Annotated in this window: 24 protein-coding genes; 15 read left to right on the top strand and 9 right to left on the bottom strand. The window is 36.3% G+C overall.

What is annotated here, in order from left to right; genetic code table 11:
• Positions 1 to 12 precede the first annotated feature (12 nt).
• Together MMP60_RS13690 and MMP60_RS13685 are read right to left on the bottom strand one after the other, a co-directional pair.
• Positions 13 to 639 carry a TetR/AcrR family transcriptional regulator gene (locus tag MMP60_RS13690; RefSeq protein ID WP_018678342.1) on the bottom strand — a complete coding sequence of 209 codons (627 nt, stop codon included), beginning with the start codon at positions 637 to 639 and terminating at the stop codon, positions 13 to 15.
• Positions 640 to 746: 107 nt separating this feature from the next.
• The gene (locus MMP60_RS13685) at positions 747 to 1,397 is read right to left on the bottom strand and encodes a TetR family transcriptional regulator (protein WP_018678343.1); all 651 of its coding nucleotides are present in this window, start codon (positions 1,395 to 1,397) and stop codon (positions 747 to 749) included.
• Positions 1,398 to 1,709: 312 nt separating this feature from the next.
• Between MMP60_RS13685 and MMP60_RS13680 the strand changes: the two genes are divergently transcribed.
• The 3 genes from MMP60_RS13680 to rph all read left to right on the top strand — a co-directional run bounded on the left by MMP60_RS13680 (position 1,710) and on the right by rph (position 4,722).
• Positions 1,710 to 2,735, top strand: a complete 1,026-nt coding sequence (locus MMP60_RS13680; protein WP_241336919.1) for a ferredoxin reductase — start codon at positions 1,710 to 1,712, stop codon at positions 2,733 to 2,735.
• Positions 2,736 to 2,765: 30 nt separating this feature from the next.
• Positions 2,766 to 3,908: an acyl-CoA desaturase gene (locus tag MMP60_RS13675; protein WP_241336945.1), complete on the top strand. Its 1,143-nt coding sequence runs from the start codon at positions 2,766 to 2,768 to the stop codon at positions 3,906 to 3,908.
• Positions 3,909 to 4,005: 97 nt separating this feature from the next.
• Positions 4,006 to 4,722: a ribonuclease PH gene (gene rph, locus MMP60_RS13670; RefSeq protein WP_004665354.1), complete on the top strand. Its 717-nt coding sequence runs from the start codon at positions 4,006 to 4,008 to the stop codon at positions 4,720 to 4,722.
• A gap of 139 nt (positions 4,723 to 4,861) precedes the next feature.
• Here rph and MMP60_RS13665 read toward each other — a convergent pair whose 3' ends face one another.
• Positions 4,862 to 5,290: a bifunctional diaminohydroxyphosphoribosylaminopyrimidine deaminase/5-amino-6-(5-phosphoribosylamino)uracil reductase RibD gene (locus MMP60_RS13665; RefSeq protein ID WP_241336918.1), complete on the bottom strand. Its 429-nt coding sequence runs from the start codon at positions 5,288 to 5,290 to the stop codon at positions 4,862 to 4,864.
• 192 nt (positions 5,291 to 5,482) lie between these two features.
• Between MMP60_RS13665 and MMP60_RS13660 the strand changes: the two genes are divergently transcribed.
• Positions 5,483 to 5,671: a hypothetical protein gene (locus MMP60_RS13660; protein ID WP_241336917.1), complete on the top strand. Its 189-nt coding sequence runs from the start codon at positions 5,483 to 5,485 to the stop codon at positions 5,669 to 5,671.
• Here the strand turns inward: MMP60_RS13660 and nadC are convergent.
• On the bottom strand, positions 5,668 to 6,513 hold the full coding sequence (nadC, locus tag MMP60_RS13655) for a carboxylating nicotinate-nucleotide diphosphorylase (RefSeq protein ID WP_241336916.1): 846 nt from the start codon (positions 6,511 to 6,513) through the stop codon (positions 5,668 to 5,670). The genes MMP60_RS13660 and nadC overlap by 4 nt on opposite strands.
• 146 nt (positions 6,514 to 6,659) lie before the next feature.
• Here nadC and ampD point away from each other — a divergent pair, with 146 nt between their 5' ends.
• Positions 6,660 to 7,238: a 1,6-anhydro-N-acetylmuramyl-L-alanine amidase AmpD gene (gene ampD, locus MMP60_RS13650; RefSeq protein WP_241336915.1), complete on the top strand. Its 579-nt coding sequence runs from the start codon at positions 6,660 to 6,662 to the stop codon at positions 7,236 to 7,238.
• A gap of 61 nt (positions 7,239 to 7,299) precedes the next feature.
• Entirely contained in the window at positions 7,300 to 8,850 is a 1,551-nt protein-coding gene (gene murJ / locus MMP60_RS13645) for a murein biosynthesis integral membrane protein MurJ (RefSeq protein ID WP_241336914.1), read from the top strand.
• A gap of 240 nt (positions 8,851 to 9,090) precedes the next feature.
• Here the strand turns inward: murJ and MMP60_RS13640 are convergent, their stop codons facing one another.
• From MMP60_RS13640 to MMP60_RS13620, 5 genes are all read right to left on the bottom strand, one after another.
• Complete coding sequence (locus tag MMP60_RS13640; RefSeq protein WP_241336913.1) at positions 9,091 to 9,774, bottom strand: FKBP-type peptidyl-prolyl cis-trans isomerase; 684 nt, start codon at positions 9,772 to 9,774, stop codon at positions 9,091 to 9,093.
• Positions 9,775 to 9,819: 45 nt separating this feature from the next.
• Positions 9,820 to 10,527: an FKBP-type peptidyl-prolyl cis-trans isomerase gene (locus MMP60_RS13635; protein ID WP_241336912.1), complete on the bottom strand. Its 708-nt coding sequence runs from the start codon at positions 10,525 to 10,527 to the stop codon at positions 9,820 to 9,822.
• Between the two features lie 188 nt (positions 10,528 to 10,715).
• The gene (locus tag MMP60_RS13630) at positions 10,716 to 12,899 is read right to left on the bottom strand and encodes a polysaccharide biosynthesis tyrosine autokinase (protein ID WP_241336911.1); all 2,184 of its coding nucleotides are present in this window, start codon (positions 12,897 to 12,899) and stop codon (positions 10,716 to 10,718) included.
• A 16-nt stretch (positions 12,900 to 12,915) separates the two neighbouring features.
• Positions 12,916 to 13,344, bottom strand: a complete 429-nt coding sequence (locus MMP60_RS13625) for a low molecular weight phosphotyrosine protein phosphatase (protein ID WP_241336910.1) — start codon at positions 13,342 to 13,344, stop codon at positions 12,916 to 12,918.
• A 2-nt stretch (positions 13,345 to 13,346) separates the two neighbouring features.
• A complete protein-coding gene (locus MMP60_RS13620) occupies positions 13,347 to 14,447 on the bottom strand; it encodes a polysaccharide biosynthesis/export family protein (protein WP_241336909.1) in 1,101 nt (366 codons plus the stop codon).
• Between the two features lie 349 nt (positions 14,448 to 14,796).
• Here MMP60_RS13620 and tviB point away from each other — a divergent pair, with 349 nt between their 5' ends.
• The 9 genes from tviB (at position 14,797) to MMP60_RS13575 (ending at position 24,970) form a co-directional block, all read left to right on the top strand.
• On the top strand, positions 14,797 to 16,071 hold the full coding sequence (tviB, locus tag MMP60_RS13615) for a Vi polysaccharide biosynthesis UDP-N-acetylglucosamine C-6 dehydrogenase TviB (protein ID WP_241336908.1): 1,275 nt from the start codon (positions 14,797 to 14,799) through the stop codon (positions 16,069 to 16,071).
• An 18-nt stretch (positions 16,072 to 16,089) separates the two neighbouring features.
• Entirely contained in the window at positions 16,090 to 17,118 is a 1,029-nt protein-coding gene (locus tag MMP60_RS13610; RefSeq protein WP_241336907.1) for an NAD-dependent epimerase/dehydratase family protein, read from the top strand.
• A complete protein-coding gene (locus MMP60_RS13605; RefSeq protein ID WP_241336906.1) occupies positions 17,111 to 18,301 on the top strand; it encodes an oligosaccharide flippase family protein in 1,191 nt (396 codons plus the stop codon). The genes MMP60_RS13610 and MMP60_RS13605 overlap by 8 nt, the downstream gene beginning before the upstream one ends.
• Positions 18,294 to 19,433, top strand: coding sequence for an O-antigen ligase family protein (locus tag MMP60_RS13600; protein WP_241336905.1), 1,140 nt, complete (start codon positions 18,294 to 18,296; stop codon positions 19,431 to 19,433). Before MMP60_RS13605 ends, MMP60_RS13600 begins: the two co-directional genes overlap by 8 nt.
• 66 nt (positions 19,434 to 19,499) lie before the next feature.
• Positions 19,500 to 20,648 carry a glycosyltransferase gene (locus MMP60_RS13595; RefSeq protein ID WP_241336904.1) on the top strand — a complete coding sequence of 383 codons (1,149 nt, stop codon included), beginning with the start codon at positions 19,500 to 19,502 and terminating at the stop codon, positions 20,646 to 20,648.
• 5 nt (positions 20,649 to 20,653) lie between these two features.
• Positions 20,654 to 21,751 carry a glycosyltransferase family 4 protein gene (locus MMP60_RS13590; RefSeq protein WP_241336903.1) on the top strand — a complete coding sequence of 366 codons (1,098 nt, stop codon included), beginning with the start codon at positions 20,654 to 20,656 and terminating at the stop codon, positions 21,749 to 21,751.
• Positions 21,751 to 22,785 carry a polysaccharide biosynthesis protein gene (locus MMP60_RS13585; protein WP_241336944.1) on the top strand — a complete coding sequence of 345 codons (1,035 nt, stop codon included), beginning with the start codon at positions 21,751 to 21,753 and terminating at the stop codon, positions 22,783 to 22,785. The genes MMP60_RS13590 and MMP60_RS13585 overlap by 1 nt, the downstream gene beginning before the upstream one ends.
• Positions 22,786 to 22,789: 4 nt before the next feature.
• Positions 22,790 to 23,848 (top strand): acyltransferase, encoded by a 1,059-nt coding sequence (locus MMP60_RS13580; protein ID WP_241336902.1) that lies wholly within the window; start codon positions 22,790 to 22,792, stop codon positions 23,846 to 23,848.
• 9 nt (positions 23,849 to 23,857) lie between these two features.
• Positions 23,858 to 24,970, top strand: coding sequence for an NAD-dependent epimerase/dehydratase family protein (locus MMP60_RS13575; protein WP_241336901.1), 1,113 nt, complete (start codon positions 23,858 to 23,860; stop codon positions 24,968 to 24,970).

Below are 24,970 nucleotides of genomic sequence, written 5' to 3'. Positions count from 1 at the left end.
GGACAAAGGTATTTATTTCAAAAACTCATCCAAATCGATTTCGACTTTTTGTGTAGGCAAAGATAAAGCCTGATTGACATAGAGGTTTATCAGCTTCTCACGAGAACCAATTGAACGCTGGTAATAGCTTGAATTCAACAGCAAAGCTGCGCCGTAAGTCAGAGACCAAATATAAGACAGATAATCACGAATCGACATATCATAATTCTGTGATTTCAAATATTTTTCAGTCATATCTTTGAGAGCTACAATGCGCTGCTGACGGATTGCATAAAGCTCATCGAACAAATGTTTGAGCTTCGACTCAGTCATCGTCAGATGTTCTTCTAACTGATGCAGTAAAATCGTGCGACTTGGTGACGTTAAATGATAAAGCATATAACGAGGTGCATATTCTTTGACGTCACTGTTATATTTTTCTGAAATTTTTAAAATTTCTTTTTCATTTTGAATAATAAGTTCCAACAGCAATTCATTCTTACTGCGGAAATGTTTGTATAAGGTACCTTTAGCAATATCTAGTTCGGCAACCAGTTCATCTAAGGTCATTTCTTGGTTGTTTTCTAATAAAAGTTTTTCCGCAACCTGCAAAATTTTTTCTTTACGAATTAAGAACTGAGTATGACGATCAGGATTCATGATGCTTATAAGCTCCTCATAGTGTTCTAAACGGCATTTGCATTAGTGTCTTATCAATCATAACGCTAAGCAATGCTTTTATATATCAAACTTTGACTTTGATAGGATCAGGCGTTTTGTGGTTCCCAGTTCGATATGCCACGGAATAGTAAGCGGACTTGAGTCGCTGCATTGTCAATAAATAAATTCTGTTGTTCTAATAAGCGATCAATTGGAAATTGTTTCGGTAAGTTGATCCATGTCATTGCCCATGTAAATGACATATTGATCAAGATCGTTGATAACACTTGTAAATCTTTGGCTTCTTGAATGTGTTTAAAGGTATCGAGTTTACACAAATCAATTGCAAGATCTTCAATCAAAAATTCAATTTCACGCGCAATTGCGATACGAACGGTTTCAGAGCCACCCCAACGTTCTGCAATCATAAATTGCCATTGCTGAGGGCTGTGATTGACGGCTTGTACAAACAGTTCAATGCTTGTCCGTGTTTTAGCAGATCCGCTATGTTTTAAATAGCTTTGCCCCAATTGATGAATCAAGCTTTTTAAATGCAAAGACACTTGGTCAACTAGTTCTTGTCCTAATGCCTCCATATCTTGGAAATGACGATAAAATGCCGTTGGTACTAAACCAACTTCACGTGCAACTTCACGCAAACTAATACTACTAAATGAACGCCCAGAAGTGCTGAGATGGAGCGCTGCATCAAGTAAAGCCTGACGACTCTGTTGTTTTCGTTCATCTCTAATCGACATGAATAATATCCATTAAAACCATACGGTAGAGTCTAGCAAAAAAAACATGATTTTTTTAGTCCTAATCCATTGCTAAATCAGACACATTTTCAATTGGTCGAGAAATCTGAGGATTTTGTTTGAGCAGAATCAATGTAAATAGCAACTATTTTATCAATATTTTTAATTATTTATAAAAATGAATAAAAAATATTCAAAAAACTGGTGAACAACTGTTGACTCAGTGAACACAAATAAATATAGTGTACACATGTTCACTACACGAACATTTGTTCACTCAAAATAAATAGCCAGATACAAAACGAGGAACGTATGAACGCAAAGTTAAGTTATCAGCCACATTGGGTCAGAGAAGATTTTGTTGATTTTGTTTTGCAAAAAATAAAGCCAACGTTTGCTTGGAAACGCATTCTTGCAGAAGTTATCGCTGTAGAGTCGTTAAGCTCAGATATGGTTTTACTCACAATAAAACCGAATCACAACTTTGATTTAATTCAAGTTGAAGCAGGTAAAAGTGTTTTGATCACGCTAATGATCAATGGTGTTTATCATCAACGTAGTTATTCAATTGTAGATGTCACTAAAAATGGTGAGATTCAATTAGGCATTAAAGTTCAAGGCTTGGTGTCAAAAGCAGCACAACAATTACGTGTAGGGGATCGTTTTGAGATCTCTCAAGCACAAGGTGACTTTGTTTTACATCAAGGTCAGCAGTCAGCGTTATTGATTGCATCGGGTTCAGGGATTACCGCAATTTATTCATTGTTAAAGCAAGCGGTGGCTCAGAATCTTAAAGAAATTCATGTGGTGTATTTTAACCGAGCAGAAGTATTTCATCATGAGATGCTTGCGCTTGCAGAGCAATACCCACAATTGCAATACCATTTTTTTAATACAGCACAGCAAAAACAGCATTTAGATACGGCTTTGTTAGAAAAGTTAGTTCCGAATTTTAAAGAATTACAAGCTTATGCTTGTGGTCATCACAGCATGATGCGCCAAGCACAAGAGATTTATGCTCAACACGATGCGGTAGGAAATTTTCATCAAGAATTTTTCCAGCCTGTTCAAATTGAGCAGTCAAATGAAGCTCAAACGATTACCTTCCGTCGTGCGCAACAGAACTTTATTGCAACGACCAATTTATTAAGTAGTGCGGAACAGGCAGGGTTACGTCCACAACATGGCTGTCGCATGGGGGTATGTAATCGTTGTAGCTGTACCAAAGTCAGTGGTGTAACTCAGAACGTGATTACGGGCGAAATTGATGATCAGCCAAATCGTGCGATCAAGTTATGCGTGAGCCAAGCCCTTAGCCCAGTCACGATTGACCTATAAAAACAAATATTGAGGATAATTGAAATGAATATGGCATTAGAATTTAAAACAGCATCAAAATCAGCACATTTAACGCCTGAACAAGTTGAAGCATTTGGTCGCCGTGTCGAAGAAATTCGTCTAGCTGTGATGCAAAATTTAGGCGAAGAAGATTCAAAATATATCTATAAAGTACGTAATTTCGTGCGTTATACCGAAATCGCATCACGTGGTATGTTGATGTTTGGTGGTTGGATTCCACCTGTATGGTTAGTGGGTACAGCAATGTTAGGTGTATCTAAAATCGTCGAAAACATGGAGCTTGGGCACAACGTTATGCATGGTCAATTTGACTGGTTGAATGATCCGAGCCTACGTGGTGAAGACTATGACTGGGATAATACCTGTTCAGGCAATGATTGGCGTTTTACCCATAACTATATGCACCATACTTATACCAATATTGTGGGTAAAGACCACGATGTCGGTTACGGCATTTTGCGTGTGACTGAAGATCAAAAATGGGAAGTTCGTCACTTGGCGAATATTCCATTGGCGTTGCAATTAATGTTCTTTTTCCAATGGTATGTGGGCGTACAAAACCTACATTTGGAAGATGCGTTAGTTTATAAAACCAAAACATGGAAACAAGTGTGGGCGGATGCAGCCGAGTTTCGTAAAAAAGCGACTCGCCAAGTCCTCAAAGATTATGTGTTTTTTCCTGCGATTGCGACGATTAACTTCATTCCTGTATTGGCGGGTAATGCAGTGGCAAATATCATGCGTAATTTGTGGTCGTCAGCCGTGATTTTTAATGGTCACTTTACTGAAGATGCAGAGACTTTTGAGGCGGATAACACCGAGAATGAAACCAAGGCTGAATGGTATCTACGTCAGATTCGTGGTTCAAGTAACTTCACCGGTGGCAAGTGGATGCACTTTATGAGTGGTAATTTGAGCCATCAAATTGAGCACCATTTATTCCCAGATATGCCTGCTAATCGCTATGAGCAAGTTGCGCCACAAATTCGAGCTTTATGTGCTGAATATGGAATTCACTATAACGAAGCAAACTTCATGAAGCAGTTCTGGACAGTTTGGGTACGTTTGGCGAAATGTTCATTACCGAATGATGTGAGTGGTAATTTAACGCAAGCATTGAGCAAACTAAAAGCAAAATTCAAGTTTGCATAAATGAATGAATGGTAACGAATAAGTAAAACGGAAATGACGTGTAATTGAGCTATACTATGGCGCAATCATATTTGTGCCATAGTTTTAAGGAATCGTTATGCGTATTGACCAAAGAGCATTAGACCAATTACGTGAGGTAAAAATCACGCGTAACTATACCCGTTATGCAGAAGGTTCAGTTTTGGTTGAGTTCGGTCATACCAAAGTGTTGTGTACAGCAAGCATTGACAACTCAGTGCCTCGTTTTCTGAAAGGACAAGGACAAGGTTGGGTGACGGCTGAATACGGTATGTTACCGCGTTCAACCCATACACGTAGTGATCGTGAAGCGGCACGTGGTAAGCAAACAGGGCGTACCCAAGAAATCCAACGTTTAATTGGTCGTAGCCTTCGTGCCATGGTTGATTTGAAGAAGTTGGGTGAAAACACAATCACGATCGATTGTGATGTCATCCAAGCAGATGGTGGTACACGTACAGCAGCTATTACAGGTGCAGCAGTGGCTTTAGTTGATGCAATGAATGTATTGCTGAGCAACAAAAAAATTAAACAAGACCCTTTAAAAGGTCTTGTGGCAGCGATCTCAGTCGGGATGTATCAAGATGAAGTCCTACTCGATTTATGCTACGAAGAAGATTCAAATTGCCAAACGGATTTAAACGTGGTGATGACGCAGGCGGGTGAGTTTATTGAAATTCAAGGAACGGCAGAAGAGAAACCGTTTACTCGTCAACAGTCTAATGCCATGTTAGAGCTTGCAGAAAAAGGAATCGCAGAGTTGATTCAGAAACAACAGCAGGCTCTCGGTTGGTAATTTCCAGTTGATAGTGCGGGCGGTCTGGTATTTTTAGACCGCCTTTTTTTTTATCTAGTTTTTGCTATTTGAAAACAAAAAATAAAGGCTGATAGGAAAATGTAGCTCATACCAATCCTGATAATTTCTAATGAATGTATTACGATAAGCAAAGGTATGGAGTCAAAAAAGAACCCACTTGTTGAGAGCAAAGCCCAACCACTACAGGGATATGTGCCTCCTTGATGATGTCGATGCCTTTACCATTGTTTTTAACGTGAGGGTCAATGATGGCAACATATAATCGTCTCACTTTTCGTTTAACAATTTCCATCGCACATGATGGAGTGCGCCCTATGAATGAGCATGGTTCTAAGGTCACGTACATATCACAGTCTTCAAGTGTTCCTGAGATTTTTGATAAAGCATCTATTTCAGCATGATGAGAACCGACTTCATGCGTAAAACCAGTAGCAATGACATGACCATTGCGAACAATGACACACCCAACAGGCGGATTGGGTAAACAATTAGGTAGTGCTTGTTTGGAAGTCTCCAACGCAAGTAACATAAATTCTGCATTATCCATAAACGTAAACTCCTAAAAAATATGTCAAGCTTATTGAAATACAAAAATATAGAGACTGAATGGAACAAACCTAAAGAGAAACCTTATCAACATAAAATCACATAATCTTTGCAGTTTGTCACATAACCCATTTATTTGACTCATTTTGCTTTGATAGATTAGAAAAATGAAAAATAAAGAAGGAAGGGAAGCATGGTACAAGTTTTTCTGGTTTTATTAACGGCTGTCACTTTTGTTTTAATGGCTGCAGACCCACGACCAACTGATTTGACCGAAGCCAAATCAGCATGGAGTGAGAGCGTTGAAGCGAAGAATGCTTCGACGACAAATCAAACGAAGACTATTGGTACAGCGACTGCACAAGATTCTGAACAGATTTAAGCATTAAAACGCATTGATAAATCTACAGCTCGGACATCTTTAGTAAGTACACCCATCGAAATGTAATCGACACCTGTCGTTGCCACTTCACGTAAGTTTTCAATGGTGATATTACCTGAAGCCTCTAGCTTACAACGACCTGCAACATGTTTGACGGCATCAATCATTTGTTGTTGGCTGAAGTTGTCGAGCATGACAATATCAGCACCTGCTTCAAGTGCTTGATCTAACTCATCCCAAGTTTCAACTTCAACTTCAACGGGTTTACCTGGGGCGATTTCATGTGCTTTGCTAATCGCCTGAGCAATGCCACCTGCGGCCATGATATGGTTTTCTTTAATTAAGAAGGCATCAAATAGACCTAAACGATGATTTTGCCCACCACCCACCGCCACCGCATATTTTTGTGCGATACGTAAACCCGGTAAGGTTTTACGCGTATCCAGCAGTTTGGTGTTTAAACCATCGAGTTGTTTGACATAGCTCGCAGTTTTAGTCGCAACAGCCGAAAGTGTTTGGATAAAATTTAAAGCAGGACGTTCTACTGTGAGAAGGCTACGTGCTGAACCCGCAAGTTTTAAAAAGGCTTCATTTGCGGCAACATGCTCGCCTTCTTGTTTTAACCATATCACTTGAACTGAGCTGTCAAAAGCTTGAATCAAGGCATTGACCCACGGTTGACCCGCTAATACCATATCTTCACGGCTAATAATGGTTGCTGTTGCTTGCTCATCTTCTGGTGTGAGCATCGCAGTAATATCGCCGTCCCCAATGTCTTCTTGTAATGCTTGTTGAATATTGATTTGAATAGATTGTTCAAGCAAAGATTGAGGAATACTCATACCCGTTCCAGTGTATTTTTGACTAAAAAAACTTGTGCAATATATTAACACCCTCCTCATAAAAAATAAGTATTTCATCTCGATTATTCGTGATAAAGCATGTCAGAATGGGCAAGATAAATCTTAAATTGCTGATTCGAGTCATAATGCAACAAGCTAAATTTGCTCAAGTGCAAGATGGAATATTAGCGGGTGCGACCCAGATCGCATCACCTAATTTTAATGCACGCCCTGCTGATACAGATATTCAACTGATTGTTATTCACAACATTAGCTTGCCACCATCACAGTTTGGCGGCGGTTATATTCAGCAATTTTTTCAAAATAAATTGGATTGGTCTATACACCCTTATTTCCAAACTATTGAAGGCATGCAGGTCTCAGCCCATCTCTTGATTTTAAGAACTGGGGAAGTGATTCAGTTTGTAAATTTTAATCACCGCTCTTGGCATGCAGGGCGTTCAAGCTATCTTGCTCAACAAGAATGTAATGATTATTCGATTGGGATCGAGTTAGAAGGCAGCGACGATTTGCCCTTTGAAATGGCACAATATCAGGCACTCACTGATGTTGTGGCAACATTGCGCCAAGCTTACCCAAAAATCCAGAATCATATTGCAGGGCATTCGGATGTTGCACCAAAACGTAAAACAGATCCAGGACCGTATTTTGATTGGCAGTTGTTCCGTCAACGACTCTCTAAAAAAACTTCGTCGGATTTATGATTTCACAACGAAATCTATTTGGACTTTCATTACAATAACGCTTTTTAAAGATAAGCCGTAGGTGAATGCGATGGCATTGTGGCGATCGACTGTCATTGTCAGTGCAATGACGATGTTATCCCGAATTTTGGGATTGGTACGTGATGTCGTGCTACTCAATGTATTTGGTGCTGGTAAAGATTTTGATACCTTCGTTGTTGCATTTCGTATTCCCAACTTTTTTCGACGGTTATTTGCCGAGGGCGCTTTCTCTCAAGCCTTTATTCCTGTTTTAACAGAATATAAAACCAGTCGCACGCATGCCGAAGTTCAGATATTAATTAGTCGGGTCTTTGGGTGCTTATTAACAGCAATGTCATTGCTCACCTTTGTGGCAATGGTGGCAGCACCCGCGATTATTTATATTTATGCGCCTGGTTTCCATAACGATCCAGCGAAATTTGAACTTGCTGTTGATATGTTTCGTCTCACGATTCCCTATCTACTGTTCATGTCATTAACTGCTTTTGCGAGCAGTATCTTAAATAGTTATGGTTCATTTGCTTCGCCAGCCTTTTCACCTGTATTGCTGAATGTGGCAATGATTGCAGGGGCGTGGGGGCTGACACCGTATATGGCTGAGCCGATTATGGCATTGGGTTGGGCTGTTGTGGTTGCAGGTATTTTGCAGCTCGCGATTCAGATTCCTGAGTTATGGAATAAGAACTTATTAATTCCACCTAAAGTTGATTTTAAGCATGAAGGTGTTGATCGCATCTTAAAACTGATGCTGCCTGCTTTATTTGGTGTATCCGTTACTCAGATCAATTTGCTGCTGAATACCATTTGGGCATCGTTCATGCAGGATGGTTCAGTATCTTGGTTATATAGTGCTGAACGTATGACAGAGCTTCCACTCGGTTTAATTGGGGTGGCGATTGGCACGGTGATTTTACCTTCACTTTCAGCACGTCATGCGGAACAAGATCAAGCTAAGTTTAAAAGCATGATTGACTGGGCTGCTAAAATCATCATGCTTGTTGGTATTCCTGCAAGTATCGCCTTATTTATGCTGTCGACACCGATTATTCAAGCTCTGTTTCAACGTGGCGAGTTTACTTTAGAAGATACACGAATGACCGCATTAGCCTTGCAATGTATGAGTGCAGGGGTGATCTCATTTATGTTGATTAAAGTGTTTGCACCTGGTTTTTACGCTCAGCAAGACACCAAAACCCCTGTTCGTGTAGGTTTGATGGCAGTGGCTGCGAATGCGATTTTAAACGTCGTCTTTATTGGTTTCTTTAAATTGATTGATTGGCATGCAGAGCATATGGCTTTGGCGATGGCATCATCAGGTTCAGCACTGGTGAATGCGGGGATGCTGTATTTTTATTTGCATAAACGCAATATTTATCGTTTTGGCGCACATTGGAAAAAACTGGCATTGCAATATACAGTTGCCAATATCACGATGATTGCCGCGCTTTGGTATGGCTTAACGTGGTATCAGGGCGATATTTCACAATGGTTGCGTATTGTAGAAGTGGTGGGGTTGTGTGTAATCGGTGTTATTGCTTATGTCATTGGACTATTTGCAATGGGTTTCCGTCCCCGACATCTAAAAGCTTAAAACAAGGGCCTGAAAAAATTAAACACTTCAATTAGGTAATGCCAGTCAGTTAAGCATTTTTCATCCTCCCCTTGTGAAGCGATGCTTCTCACTTTTGTGCAAAAGGGGGGATTCCGAAATTCAATACGGTATTGAATCCAAATGTGTTCCCCTCTTTTTCAAAGAGGGGTTTGGGCGATTTATCAATCAGTCATAATGAAATTAGGCTTAACTGATCAGTATTACTCCGATCAGAAGGGTTTATTTTACGTCAAGTAATTCAATATCAAAAATCAGCGTGCTGTTTGGACCAATCACATCACCTGAACCCACATCACCATATGCTAAATTCGCTGGAATAAAGAAGCGACTTTTACCACCAACCTTCATGGTTTGAACACCTTCAGTCCAGCCTGCAATCACTTGATTCAGCTTAAATTCAACAGGGTGGTTACGGGCAATTGAACTATCAAATACGGTGTCGTCTAATAAACGTCCTTCATAATTGACTTTAACCGTTGAGCTTGCTTTCGGCGATTTGCCCTTGCCTGCTTGTAGAACTTGATACTGTAAACCTGACTGAGTGGTTACAATCCCAGTTTTCTTTGCATTTTCAGTTAAAAATGTTTTCCCAATCTGCTCATTCTTTTGAGCAAGTTCTTGAAATTCTATGAGTTGTTTTGCTTCAAGACGTTTTTTATATTGACCTAATAAGTTGATCATTTCTTCATCTGTTAGGGATGCTGTTTTGCCCTGCATCGCATCTTGTAGACCTTGAGAAATGCTTTCAATATTGAGGTCCTTTAATGTTTCAGCATAGCTTTTGCCAATTAAATAACCGTAACTATATCCAAATTGATCTTTTTCTGGGCTTTTTAAAGTAATCGGTGCTGCATGTGCTGTCCCAATCATTGTAGTAACTAAAATCAGGCTTAATTTTTTCATTATTTCTTCCAAAATAAAGGAGAGCAAATGCTCTCCTTAGATCATTTATTTTACAGCGATTAATTCCACATCGAAAATTAATGTGCTATTTGGTGGAATAGAACCTGGTACACCTTGTTCACCATAAGCAAGGTTAGCTGGAATGTATAGGGTGGCTTTGCCGCCTTCTTTCATTAATTGTAAACCTTCAGTCCAACCTGGAATTACTTGATTAAGTGGAAACTCGATTGGTTCACCACGATCATAAGAGCTGTCAAAGACCTTACCATCAGTTAACTGACCTTTGTAATGAACTTTAACGACGGAAGTCGCTGCAGGTTGTTTTCCAGTACCTTCCTGAGTGATTTTATACTGTAAACCTGAAGCCGTTGTTTTAATACCTTCTTTTTTCGCATTTTCGGCTAAGAAGCTATTATTCGTTGTTTGAGCTTTCTTTGTCTCACTAAGTTGCTTTTGTTGAAGTTGTTTTTGGAATTCAACATAAGCAGCTTGTAATTCTTCTTCTGTGTATGCCGCAGCTTTTTTTGCATGCCCATCACGGAAACCTGTAATAAATGCAGCTGTTTCTAATTCAGGCGGTGTTTGTTTTGCAACTTCATAGCCTAGAGCATAACTAATTTTTGCAACAGGTGCCGCATTCTTATCAGCTTTTGATCCAAGCTCAGTCGCTGGATGTTGAGTTGCATAATAAATCGGAACAAGGGCTGCACCACCTAAAACAACTGCAGCAATGATAGGTAAAGCTTTACTCATGAGATGTCCAAAAGTGAGATTTTAATAAAAAATATGCCGCTGATCTTAGCATGTCTAAGCTTAGGCATTGAATAACCCAGCTAAAAAATGCGAGTATTTTTTATATCATTTATGTTGTTATCAACGTAGGCATAGACAAACCAGATCTTGAGATCTGGTTTGTCTATGGGAACTAAATAGAAATGTTTTTAATCATCTTTATGTGCTTTATAAGCATATGAATAGTTATATGTATATCCATACCCAGCACCAGCACGTTGAATATCATTTAAGATAAAACCATTGACTTTCACATTGGCTTGTTCGAAACGATTTAAACTTAGTTCTAGTTCTTTCATTTGTGATTTAGCATAACGAGCAACCAGTAAATTAACCCCAGCATACTGAGAAATAATAATTCCATCCGTAACCGCAAGTATCGGTGGAGTATCAATAATGACATGGTCATATTCTTGACTCAGTTGTTCCAATAACACTTGAAATTGTTCAGAGCCAAGCATCTCTGATGGATTTGCTGGACTTTTACCACGGGTAATAACACTTAAACCCTCCACTTCTGTTGGGTTAATTACCTGATTTAGGTAGGCTTGGTTACTTAAGAATTCAGCTAAACCCGGTTTTATATCTAAATTAAAATATTTATGCATATAACCACGACGCATATCTGCATCGATCAGCAAAACTTTCTTATTACTTTGTGCAAAGATGGTTGCTAAGTTGGTAGAAATAAAAGATTTCCCAACCTCGGGCGAGGGACCTGCGATCACAATAATATTATTCTTTGCATGTGCAAGTGCAAAATGAATAGCAGTTCGGATACTGCGTAGGCTTTCAATCGCAATATCATCATTATGTTTAACGGCAAGAATAGGAATGGTTTTCTTCTTTTTCAAGATACTGATACGCGTTTCTTGAATCGGTGAACGAGGTACGGTTGCATAAACAGGTAAATCAAACTCATGTTCAATTTGAGTTGAGTCCTTAATGCCCGTACGGAACACATTACGTAATAATGCGATGAATGTACCAAGAAAGCCACCCAATAGAATAGCAAGAATCAAAACGTGCAGTTTCTTCGGTTTAATTGGTTCTACGGGTTCCACTGCAGTATCGACAATACGCACATTACCAATTTCTCCGGCTTTTGCAATTCGTAACTGTTGATATGAATTGAGCAAAGCCGTATAGAGTTGAGTTTTCACCTCAACCTCGCGATAAAGTTGTAAATATTGTCGTTGTAAGTCGGGTAATTGTTTTAAGGTACTATTGAGCTCACTAATCTGTTTATTAATTGCAGTGATTTGTGCATTAATTTCTCGCATAGCAGGGTGTTCTGCTGTGTATTTCGCTGCTAGATCAGCTTCTTGTTGTTGTAATTCTATTTTTTTAGTTTCTAGAGTGATGCTTTGAGTTAAATAAAGTTCCGACTCTTTGGTGACATCCACGGTATTATATTTTTGACGAAATTTATTGAACTCACGTTCTGCATCATCAAGTTGTTTTTTCAGTACAGGTAATTGTTCGTCTAGGAATTTCAGTGTTTGAGCTGTTTCAGCAGAGCGACGAGCAACGTTCTGAGCACTGTATGCTGATAAAATGGCATTCAGCACTTTAGTAATATGTTCCTTATCTTGTCCTTGGTAACTCAAGCCAAGGATTCCTGTCATTTTTCCTCGCTCTGCAACAGCATAATTCGAACTGATTGCAGCCACGGCAGCAGGTAATGACTGTTTATAAATCGTATACGTACTTGTTAACTGATCTTGAGTAAAAATCCCAACTTTCCAAGAACCTTGTTGATTAGTCACGTGATTCAGCTGATTAATGCTCCCTGTGAATACAACTTGGTCATTTTTAGGATTTGTGAAGTAAAATTGATTATTTTTGAAATTTAGTAAAAGACCCTTATCAATAAATTGACTAGGAATCATAAATTCTTTAACAGCAAATGTTTTGTTGTTGTCCTTAAAAATGACAGATTCAGGACCATATTCAGTTGTATAATTGGGCTTGTTGAGTAGGCGATTACGCAAAGTATTTTCTTTACTTGCGATATTTAGATCAAGATGAAGTGCCTGAATAACTGAGCCTAAAACCAAGCGAGATTTTAAGATCTCAATCTCAGATTGTGCGGGTGACTTTTGGTCAATCATTTGCGATAGGTCGCCTAACAAGGCTGCCGAAGCTCCTTTACTGTCTTCGACTTGAACCAATGCATCGACTGAATAAGTATCAGGTGTTACACGTAGATATAACAATGCACACACAAGGCTAAGAATGATAAATAAAGCGATTAATTTCCATTGAGCAATAAGAGAAAAAAACAGCTCTTTCAGGTCAATTGTATCTTCAGTATTGGTATTTTGGCTCATAATCTTAATCTAAAAGTTAAATATAGTTTTTCCAATCAGTAACACACTGTTGGATAAGCTGACATGTATCATTAAAAAAAGTTTGATCATGCTGATACGGGTCTGGCACATTCTTATGTTGCCAATGACCTAAACGAAAAATTTTTCCTTTAGCAAAGGGCCAAGTTTGTTCAATATGAGACTGTTGATTTTTACTCATGACCAGGATTAAATCAGCTCTCTTTAAATGCTCAGAATTTAGTTTCTTTGCAATATGGGCACTCATATCAATATTTAAGTGCTGCATACATAATTGTGCTTTAGCATCGGCTGGGTGACCTGTAAGACCAGAAATGCCAGCAGATTCAATACTCAAGTGAGGATAGTCTTGCTTAAGTAGATATTCTGCCATAGGACTACGGCAAATATTCCCAATACAAACGACCAAAATAGTTCGAATCTGCATTATTATTTTCCTAGCTGATCAAAGCTATAAAGTGCACTCGAAAATGGAACAATCTGATTCATAACACGTTGCCAGCGCGTTAGACCAGTTGCATCAATATAAATAATGTCATTACTACGTAAACGAAATTGATTTGCTAGACCAAAGTCACCCAAACTCATTAAATTTAAATGGTAAAGTTCAGTGCGATGTTCATTTGTACTGGTGCGTAATACATAAATTCGACTTGCACTTGCTGATAATGGATTTAAACCTAAGCCTTCACCTAAAGCATCACTTAAGGTCATTCCTTGATCACGCATAGGCAGCGCTTGGTTCTTACCCGATTCCCCCATAATATAAATTTTCTGGTTTTCTTTCGTGCTTACATAAATCGTATCATTGGGCTGAATAAGCAGTTTATGCAGAGAATAGCCTGTCTTTTCTAATTCAAGGGTATTTAGATCATAGGTAACACCATGTCGCACTAACTGTATATAGGTATTGTCACCTTTATCATTGATGCCACCGGCTAATCCTAGTGCTGTATAAATACTTGTTGGTTGATCTGTTAAATAAAATTGCCCACCTCGGGTGACACTGCCTTGAACAGAAAAGCGTTGCCCTTGGTATGAAAGTATACGTACCACAACATCAGGATTTTTTAAGTAATTTGCAAGTTGATTTCGTAGTTCTTGGTTAACTTGAGCTAAGGTTTTCCCCGCGACTTTATACCGTCCAATTAAGGGAAACTGTATATAACCCGTTTGGTCAATCGGATAACCACTGGCTTGTACAGATTGATCATTTGTAATGCTATTAATCGGAGGCGTAATTTCAGGGTAAGCCCAAAGCTGAATGGATAAAACGTCTCCTGGACTCAGACGATAGATTTGCTGAGGTTGTTTGAACAACGACGTATAATTCTGTTGATGATTGAGTTGAGTCGGTTTGATCGTTTGTAAGGTATCTTGGGTAATTTTTATTACACTTACAGTGGTTCCAAGATCAGTTTTATAGATCCCTTCACTCGGAATATCATAGGTTTGTAGACCAGAAGTGACAGCACACCCTACAGCGCTTATGCTAATTGCAAGGATGGAAAATAGTTGATAATGCTTCACACTTTACCCTTGAATATTTATATGTAATTTAATATCAGCTGCGGCACAATTATCTGCGCGTAAACTTAGAATTTTGCTTATTCTAGCTTAAAAATCCTAAAAAATCACCGACAAATCCCTTTGCTTTGTATGCTAAGTATATCTGATGGGTCGGGATTGCTTTGTTAATTATTGATAATATTGTATTTTAGTTGAATTGATCAATTAAAATAGCTTGTGTCGAAAAATACGTCATACAATTTCGTTATAGCGTGAAGAAAAACTCTGCTATATTGTGCGCAGAAAAATTGATGGTTTCTATTTCGTTCATTTGAATTTTAAATACATTGTAGGGATGAAGGCTAATTTTATGAAACTTGCCGAATTAAAAATAGCAATTATTGGTTTGGGATATGTTGGTTTACCGTTAGCTGTTGAATTTGGGAAAAAGGTATCAGTTGTTGGTTTTGACATATCAGCCAAACGTATTGATGAACTTAGAAATGGACAAGACCATACTTTAGAGGTTTCCCCTCACGAACTACAACAAGCGAATCAACTCACATTTACTTCAGATCTAGAAAATTTAAAAGACTGTAACTTTTTTATTGTCACTGTTCCGACACCGATTGATGATTATAAGCAACCAGATCTAACCCCATTAATCAAAGCATCGACTAGTATCGGGCAGATTTTAAAAGTGGGCGATATTGTTGTTTATGAATCGACTGTATATCCAGGGGCAACGGAAGAAGTTTGTATTCCAGTTTTGGAAAAAGTATCAGGCTTAAAGTTTAATACGGATTTTTTTGCAGGTTATAGCCCAGAGCGAATTAACCCAGGTGATAAGCTACACCGCGTAACTAATATTCTCAAGATCACCTCGGGCTCTACCCCCGAAGTGGCTGAATTTGTAGATGAAACTTATAATTTAATTATTGAAGCGGGTACACACAAAGCTTCAAGTATCAAAGTTGCAGAAGCGGCTAAAGTGATTGAGAACACACAGCGAGATGTGAATATTGCGTTGATTAATGAGCTAGCTTTAATTTTCAATCGGATGGGAATTGATACTGAAGATGTACTAAAGGCAGCAGGAACCAAGTGGAACTTTTTGCCTTTCCGCCCAGGTTTAGTGGGTGGACATTGTATTGGTGTTGATCCATATTATTTGACGCATAAAGCCCAGTCTATTGGTTATCATCCAGAGATTATTTTAGCTGGCCGTCGATTGAATGATAGTATGGGAGCATATGTCGTTACCCAACTGATCAAGAAAATGATTAAGAAGAAAATTCAAGTTGAAGGGGCGAGAGTTTTATTATTAGGATTAAGTTTCAAAGAAAATTGCCCTGATATTAGAAATACTAAGATTATTGATATTGTAAAAGAACTTGAAGAATATCATGTGGATGTTGATGTGTATGATCCTTGGGTCGATTCAGCAGAAGCACAGCATGAATATAATATTTTACCTATAGATGCACCTAAATCAGCTGAGTATGATGCCATTATTTTAGCTGTTGCTCATGAGCAATTTAAACAGATGGGTGTTGAAGGAATTCGAAAGTTAGGGAAAGCTGATCATGTTTTATATGATTTGAAATATGTACTTGCTCAGCATGAATCTGATATTCGCTTATAATTTTATTGGGGTAACGCTATGACTCAGTTTGCACAAGTTTGCGAAGAATTAAAAAGTAACCAAAAAACTTGGTTGATTACGGGTGTTGCTGGTTTTATCGGTTCAAACCTTTTGGAAACATTATTATTACTCGATCAAAAAGTAATTGGTTTAGATAATTTTGCGACTGGGTTTCAACATAATTTAGATGAAGTCCAAAGTTTAGTCTCAGAACAGCAGTGGAAGAATTTTACCTTTTTTGAGGGTGATATTCGTTTATTAGAAGATTGTCAAAAAGTATGTGCTACTGTTGACTATGTATTACACCAAGCTGCTTTAGGGTCTGTACCACGATCAATTGCAGATCCTATTATGACAAATAGTGCTAATATTACAGGTTTCTTGAATATGTTGGTTGCTGCTCGAGATGCTAATGTAAAAAGCTTTACATATGCAGCAAGTAGCTCGACTTATGGAGATCATCCTGCGCTACCTAAAGTAGAGGAGAACATTGGTAAGCCTTTGTCGCCGTATGCAGTTACCAAGTATGTGAATGAGCTTTACGCAGATGTTTTTGCGAAGACGTATGGTTTTCAAACTATAGGCTTACGTTATTTTAATGTCTTTGGTAAACGTCAAAATCCAAATGGTGCTTATGCTGCAGTGATTCCTAAATGGACCTCGGCGATGATCCAAAATCAAGATGTTACGATTAATGGCGATGGTGAAACTAGTCGAGATTTTTGTTATATAAAGAATGCAATACAAGCTAATATTTTGGCTGCAACAACTGAAAATGCGGATGCTAAAAATCAAGTCTATAATGTCGCTGTTGGTGATAGAACAACACTAAATGATTTATTTAAAGCTATTCGTGAAGAGCTAAATGAAAATAATGTTGTTTATAATAAAGATGCATTATACAAAGATTTTAGAGCTGGTGATGTAAGACACTCGCAAGCTGATGTAAGTAAAATAAATAAAAACTTGAGTTACGAGGGGCAATACAATGTGCTTCAAGGGATTAAAGAAGCAATGCCATGGTATATACGTTTTTTAGATGTTTAAATTAATTTTTTCTGTTGCGGCTGTAACGGCTTTAGCACAGCTATTACAGCTAATTTCGCAACCTTTACTAACCTATTTGTATGCCAAAGAAAGTTTTGGTTATCTTTCTATAATTGTATCTATTATCACTTTTATTTCTTTAATTTGTAATTTTCAATTTAATAATTTAATTTTAATAAGTAAAGATAATATAAATCGTATTTTTAATACTGGGTTGGTCTCTTCCTTTATTTTAGAGTTTTTTTGTTTTTTATTTCTTATTTTCTTCTCATACTTTATTTTTCAAGATAAAAGAGTGGAGTTGTTAATCTTAACAATACTATATGTTGTTTTTTATTGTTTTAATGTGTTGTTTAGGGCTGTTCTTTTAAGGCAGGGTAAGAATAAATTATACTCAGTTGGGATTTTGATTAGAAGTATAGTTGTTGTTGTAAGCCAAATACTATTATCATATTACAATAAATCGTTAGGGCTTGTGTTGGGAGTTGTTGTTTCAGAGTTTGTTTTGGTTTTGTTTAGTGTTGTTTTTTGTAGAAATAATATAGGTTTTTATTTAAACTTAAAAGATTCTATTTCGGTTTTTTGGGAAAATAAAAAATTTTTAATAACTGGTACTATACAAGAATTAATATCAACTAGTATGTTTATTTCCCCATTGTTACTGATTACTTATAAGTTTTCTTATTCAGTTGGAGGGGAGTTTTCTGTAGTTCATAAGTTGGTCTGGGGGCCAGCATTTTTGTTAACACAAGTCGTTTCCCCTATTTTTCTTCAATATGTCGCAAGAGATGATTTTAAAGAAATATATTTTTTTAATATTAAAAATTCGATAGTTTTTTTCTGTATAACAGCATCTATAGCTTTCTATAGTACAGGTTTTGTATTTGAGTTTATTCTTAAAAGTGACTGGTATGACGCAGTCTGGATGTCTAAATATATAGTTATTTGGGTTTTATCTTTTATAATGGCTTTGCCCTACAGGGTTTTGTTAAGAGCAGAAAAGAAACAAATTTTTCAGCTTCCAATAGATTTATTGCTTTTAATCGTTTTTATGTCAATTTTTATATTTGATTATTCTTTCTATACATATATTTATATTTTAACGATATTTGGGACTCTTGGTAATTTCCTCATTATGTTTGCGTCAGGTAAGATTATAAGAGATAGAGGTTGGAATGACTAGTAATAGTTTGTTAAATATTCGCCATATAATAATGTTTTTAGGTTCAATGGGACTTTTTTCTCTAATATTTTTAGCTAAGCTTATAGTAGTTGTTGGTGTCCCATTTTATTTTTTTTCCATAATTCTTGGTGGTTTATTATTATTTTTCTTGAAGAAAGAGAAAATATTTTTTATAAACTTGCAAGAATTTTTTGTTCTGGTTTTTATGTTCTGGTTGCTTGTGCCAGTAGTTAATGCATATAATTTTTCATCATCTGCTCTTCAGTATTATTATTATCTTATATCTTTTTTACTATTTTTTTTGATAAGGCGCTTTTGTTTTAATAAACAAGTATGGAGCCTTATGGCAAATTCGCTGTTGTTAGGGGGTGGGCTTACATCTATATTAATGATTGTAAATTGGAATGTAATATTGCAGGGTGATCGAGTAAATCTGAATGATATTAATGCTAATTATTTAGCTTATAGTTTGGTGACTTTATTGCCAATTCTTTATATTTTTTTTAATAACAAATATTATAAATTTTATTATATTTTATTGGGGTTATTTAGTATAGCTATTTTTTTAACAGGTAGTCGGGGAGCTTTAATAGCATTAGCTTTTTTTTATATTATTTTGGCATTTAAAAAACCAATATTTGGCTTAATTATTGCTCTTTTTGCAGCTTCATTCTTCACAATGTTTGTTGGGTTTTATGATTCTTTGCCTGCATACTGGCAAGCCCGTTTTGATGTTCAGGGCTCTACAGGTAGCGATATGGACTGGACCTCTGGTCGTGAAGCAACTTGGAGTTCGGCATGGAAGTTGTTTGAAGAACATTATATATTTGGAATAGGATTAAATAATTTTCCAGAAATAAGTGGATTCGGAATAAATGTTCATAATGTATTTCTCAGTCTTTTGGTCGAAACTGGTGTATTAGGTATTTTATTTTATTTTTTTAGTTTTTTATCAATTGTTTTTTTTGTCTTAAGGCGGAATTTTTTGCTTGGATTAATTTTGTTTGTGATAGAAATTCCTATTTTTTTTACAGGTGTTTGGGAAAGTTCTCCTGTGTTATGGAGTGTATTATCTTTATTAATGGCATATGGAGTGTTATTTAATGAAAAGATTTCTGAACGTAAATTTTAATTAGCACCTGATAAATTTATTTGGTTAAAAAATATGAGGATTAAAGTATGTTTTTGGTGTTAAATAATGAAAAATAAAATTATAGCATATGTTGGAGCATTTTCATTTCCTTTTGGTCAGGCTGCATCTAAACGGGTCTTGGGTAATATTATGTTGCTTCAAGATCTTGGCTACAATGTAATTGTTGGCCACGGAGGAGGTGCAAAAGAAGGGGTTTATAATAATATAAATCACTACGGGCTCAATGAGCTATTTTCTGACTCAAGAGGGCTGGTTAGATTATTTAATATTATATTTAGAGGTGGTAATAATACTGTTAAGTGGTTGAGTGAGTTAGAGGTTAAACCTGAATATGTCGTTGTTTATGGTGGCTATTATCATTTTTCTAAAAGAATTTTAAAGTATTGTCAGACTAATAACATAAAAGTAATTTTTGATCTTGTTGAATGGTATGAGCCTTCACAAATGATGGGGGGAAGGTACGGTTTATTTTATAATAGCTTTCTACTTGCATTCAAATATGTTTATCCAAGGGCCGATGGTATTATTACAATTAGCTCTAGTCTAGGAAATGTATTTAATAAAAAAAAGACTGTTGTGATACCTCCGCTAGTAGCGATAGAAATGAATGAGCCATTCATTAGCGAGAGTAATATGCTGTCTTTAATTTATGCTGGTAATATCGGTAATAAAGATAGTTTATATGAAATTATTCAAGTGGTAGATCAACTTTCTATAGATAATGAAATAAAATTAGATATATTTGGTCCAAGTGAAGTAGAACTAAAGTTGAAGTATAATATCCAGGAGTTGCCTTCTAGCATTCGGATACATGGAAAAGTTAAGCAAGAGGAAATAAATAGTTTTATAGCAAAGGCTGATTTTACAATTTTTACTCGACCTGATATACACTGTAACAGATATGGTTTCCCGTCTAAGTTTGTAGAAAGTTTATCATTAGGTGTACCTGTTGCAACAAATTTAACCTCTGATCTAGGGCAATATTTAAAAGATGAATATAATGGCTTTATTGTTGAGGATGGCTCAAAACAAGCTATAGAAGTATCCATTCGCAAGATGTTAAAACTTTCTTTAGAGCAGAAAAAGATAATGAAAAAAAATGCAATTAAAACGGCACAGGAGAATTTTTCTTCAAAATCAGTGGCGTTACGGAAAAATGTATCTGAATTTTTTGTTAATATTATTGATGAATGAAGTCTATGAAGAAGAGTAAGCTTTTACTGGTATCACCATTACCTCCTCCTTATGGTGGTATTGCGCGCTGGACAGAACAGCTGACAGCATACTTAAATGAAAAAAAAATCATTAATTATAGGCATTTAGATATTGCTGTAAGATGGAGATCTGTTCATAGTGGAGTGTGGCTCAGATTACTTGGTGGTAATATACAGTTATTTTATAATTATCTGAAATTTATATATTTTTTGGTTTTAGGTAGCAATATTATTCATTTAACTTCTTCTGGAAGTTTTGGCTTAGTAAGAGATTTTATGTTTTCTTTTACTACAAAATTATTTCGGGCAAAATTTATAATACATATTCGTTTTGGAAGAATTCCTGAAATTTTTGAAATTAAAAATTATGAATATTATTTGTTACGGTTAATATTTAAATTTTCAGATAAAATTATTTGTATTGATCAAAAAACTTATAATTTTTTATCTAATTATTCAGAGCTTATTTCAAAGAAAGTATGTTTAATACCGAACTGCATAGATTATGCTTTTGAAAAGCAGATAATCGAAAGTTCAAACAAGGAAAATATAATCTCTTTTGTAGGGTGGGTGAAAAGAGAAAAAGGTGTTGAGGAGCTTGTAAGTTCATTTGTTGATCTTAATTTAGATAATTGGGAGCTAAGACTTATTGGACCTATTGATCAAAAATTTTTCGGAAAATTAGATGAAAAATATAGCTTATCAAAAAATAAAGATATTCATTTCCTAGGGAATTTGGATAATGCTGCAGTTTTATTGGAGCTTAAAAAATCAAAAATATTTGCTTTGCCTAGCTATACAGAGGGATTTCCGAATGTAGTGCTTGAGGCAATGGCAACCCAAAATTCAATTGTTGCGACTAAAGTTGGTGCTATTCCTGAAATGTTAGAGAATGAAGCCGGAATTCTAGTAGATGTTGCAGATGAAAAGAGTCTTTATGAGGCTTTAAAAACTTTATCGCAAAATGATTCTTTACAACATCTTTTAAGTCAGAAAGCATTTAAAAGATGTGCTGAAGTATATTCAATTGAAACAGTTGTTAATCAATATTTAGGTATTTGGAAATCATTGGAGAGGAAATGATGTTTGCGAATAAGGTTTTATTAATTACTGGTGGTACAGGGTCATTTGGGAATGCAGTTTTAAAGCGTTTTCTAGAGACTGATATAAAAGAAATCCGCATTTTTAGCCGAGATGAGAAGAAACAAGATGATATGCGTAAAAAGTATCAATCATCGAAGTTAAAATTTTATATTGGTGATGTAAGAGATTACAATAGTATCTTAAATGCAACACGTGGCGTGGACTATATTTATCACGCTGCTGCATTGAAGCAAGTTCCTTCTTGTGAATTTCATCCAATGGAAGCTGTGAAGACAAACGTAATTGGTACAGAAAATGTACTTGAAGCGGCGATCCAAAACCACGTTAAAAGAATTGTTTGTTTAAGTACCGATAAGGCTGTTTATCCAATTAATGCAATGGGTATTTCTAAAGCGATGATGGAAAAAGTTATCGTCGCGAAGTCTCGTAACTTAGAAGGTTTAGATACCGTTATTAGCTGTACTCGATATGGTAACGTAATGGCATCACGTGGTTCAGTAATTCCATTATTTGTTGATCAAATTCGTCAAAATAAGCCATTAACGATCACTGATCCGAATATGACTCGTTTTATGATGACATTGGAAGATGCTGTTGACTTGGTGCTATATGCCTTTGAACATGGCGAAAATGGCGATATCTTTGTTCAAAAAGCGCCAGCAGCAACTATTGAAGTTTTAGCAAAGGCTTTACGAGAACTACTAAAAGTTGAAGAGTATCCGATTTCAATCATGGGGACTCGCCATGGTGAGAAAGCATTTGAAGCGTTGTTGAGCCGTGAGGAAATGGCCGTGGCAATTGATCAAGGTGAGTATTTCCGTGTGCCAGCAGATCAGCGTGACCTTAATTATGAAAAGTATGTTGAGAATGGTGATTTAAAGATTACTGAACTTGAAGACTATAATTCGCATAATACTGAGCGTTTAGATGTAGAAGGCATGAAAAAACTGCTACTCAAGCTTGAGTTTATTCGTGCGCTTACACAAGGAAAATATGTAGACCCAGAGGCCTGATCCTGTGAAAGACCAACGTATAGAGGGTTTTAATTTTGTCAAAAATAATCTAGATTTGATAAGACTTTTTGCAGCTACACAAGTTGTCTTCGTTCATGCAGTTTCACATTTGAAATTGCATGAATTAGATTTTATTAAGCATTTAGGTTTTTTACCTGGAGTGCCTATATTCTTTTTTATCAGTGGATTTTTAATCTACCGATCATATTTAAAATCCGCCTCTATATTTGGTTATTTTCAGAAGAGGTTTTTAAGAATATATCCTGCTTTATGGCTTTGTTTTTTTGTAAGTTTAGCTGTTCTATTTGGTACTAATTTTTTATCTTTTAGTATCTTGGGTGAAAGTCATTTTTGGATATGGTGTTTAGGGCAGCTTTCTTTTGTTCAATTTTATAATCCTGATTTTCTTAGAGGATTTGGAGTTGGTGTTGTTAATGGTAGTTTATGGACAATTGCTGTTGAGCTCCAGTTTTATGTTGCTGTACCAATCTTATTTTGGGTTGTAAATAAATATAAGAAAAGCTGGTTGTTTTTAATTCCGCTTTTCTTTCTTATCAATGTATTTAAGAATATGCTTCCGACAAATAATTTATTATTTGATTTATTTAGTATTTCTTTTTTACCTTGGTTTGGTATGTTTTTATGGGGAGCATATTTATCTACGTCTGAGCACTGGTTAAAAAAAATAGTTAACATTCCTTGGTTTATTCTGATTGGTTTATTTTTACTAGTTAATGTTGGATTGGGTTGGGTTGGGTTGGGAGTTACTGGAAATAATATTAATATGATTTCCTTTCTTGTTTTATCTCTTCTAATTATAAAAGTTGCTTATAGTAAACCTGATTTGTCGGATAAAGTTTTAAAAGGGAATGATATCTCATATGGTGTTTATATTTATCATATGTTGATTGTAAATATTTTTGTTTATTATGGTTTTAATAGTGAGAGTTATTTGTTGATAGCAGTTTTATTGTTAACATATGCTTGTGCAATATTATCTTGGTTTTTATTAGAAAAACCTGTTTTAGCTTTCAAAAAGAACTCAATGCGTTCTAAATTATAGGGCATCTTAATGAAAATTCTAGTCACAGGATCTAATGGTTTTATTGCAAAAAACCTTATTCAGTTTTTATCAGAAAAACCTGAAGTTGAAATTTTAAAAGTTCATCGGGGGTCATCTGAACAAGAGCTAAAAGAGTTTATTTTGGCTGCCGATTGGATTGTACATTTGGCAGGTATCAATCGTCCATTAAATGAAAGTGAATTCATTGAGGGTAACGTTACCCTAACAGAGAAAATTGCTCAAATACTCAAAGGTGAGCACAAAAAAACGCCTGTTATTCTGTCTTCTTCTATTCAGGCTGATCGTGATAACGCTTATGGGAAAAGTAAACTTGGTGGTGAGCAAGCTCTTGAGAAGTTGCATACGGAGCAAGGAAATCCAGTTTACATCTGTCGTTTAGCTAATGTTTTTGGTAAGTGGTCTCGTCCAAATTATAATTCTGCTGTTGCAACCTTTTGCCATAATGTTGCAAATGATTTGCCACTTCAAATCAATGATGCAAATGCCCTTATTCGATTAGTGTATGTTGATGATGTTGTTGAGACCTTTTGGAATATGATCAATGGTTCAATTAGTGTTGATCAAACCTTCCAAATTCAGCCTGAGTATCAAATTACAGTCGGTGATTTAGCTGAGACTCTAAACGGTTTTAAAGAATCAAGAGATACACTAATTACGGATCGTGTCGGAACAGGTTTAACGCGAGCGTTATATTCAACCTACTTAAGCTTCTTAAGACCTGCACAGTTTGATTACAGCGTACCTAAATATGGCGATGCGCGTGGTGTCTTTGTTGAGATGTTAAAGACACCAGATGCTGGTCAGTTTTCCTATTTTACTGCACACCCAGGCATCACCCGAGGTGGGCATTATCATCATACCAAGACTGAAAAATTCCTTGTGATTAAAGGGAAAGCCTTATTTAAATTTAAGCATGTGGTTTCAGGTGAGTTCTACCAACTTGAGACACATGGCGATGAGCCAAGGATTGTTGAGACAGTACCTGGGTGGACACATGATATTACCAATATTGGTGATGATGAAATGGTCGTGATGCTATGGGCAAATGAAATTTTTGATCGTAGTAAGCCAGATACTTATGCAATGCCAATAACAGATTAA

Source organism: Acinetobacter sp. ANC 4805, from assembly GCF_022549495.1.
Lineage (GTDB): Bacteria > Pseudomonadota > Gammaproteobacteria > Pseudomonadales > Moraxellaceae > Acinetobacter.
This window is presented reverse-complemented; position numbering and strand designations above follow the sequence as displayed.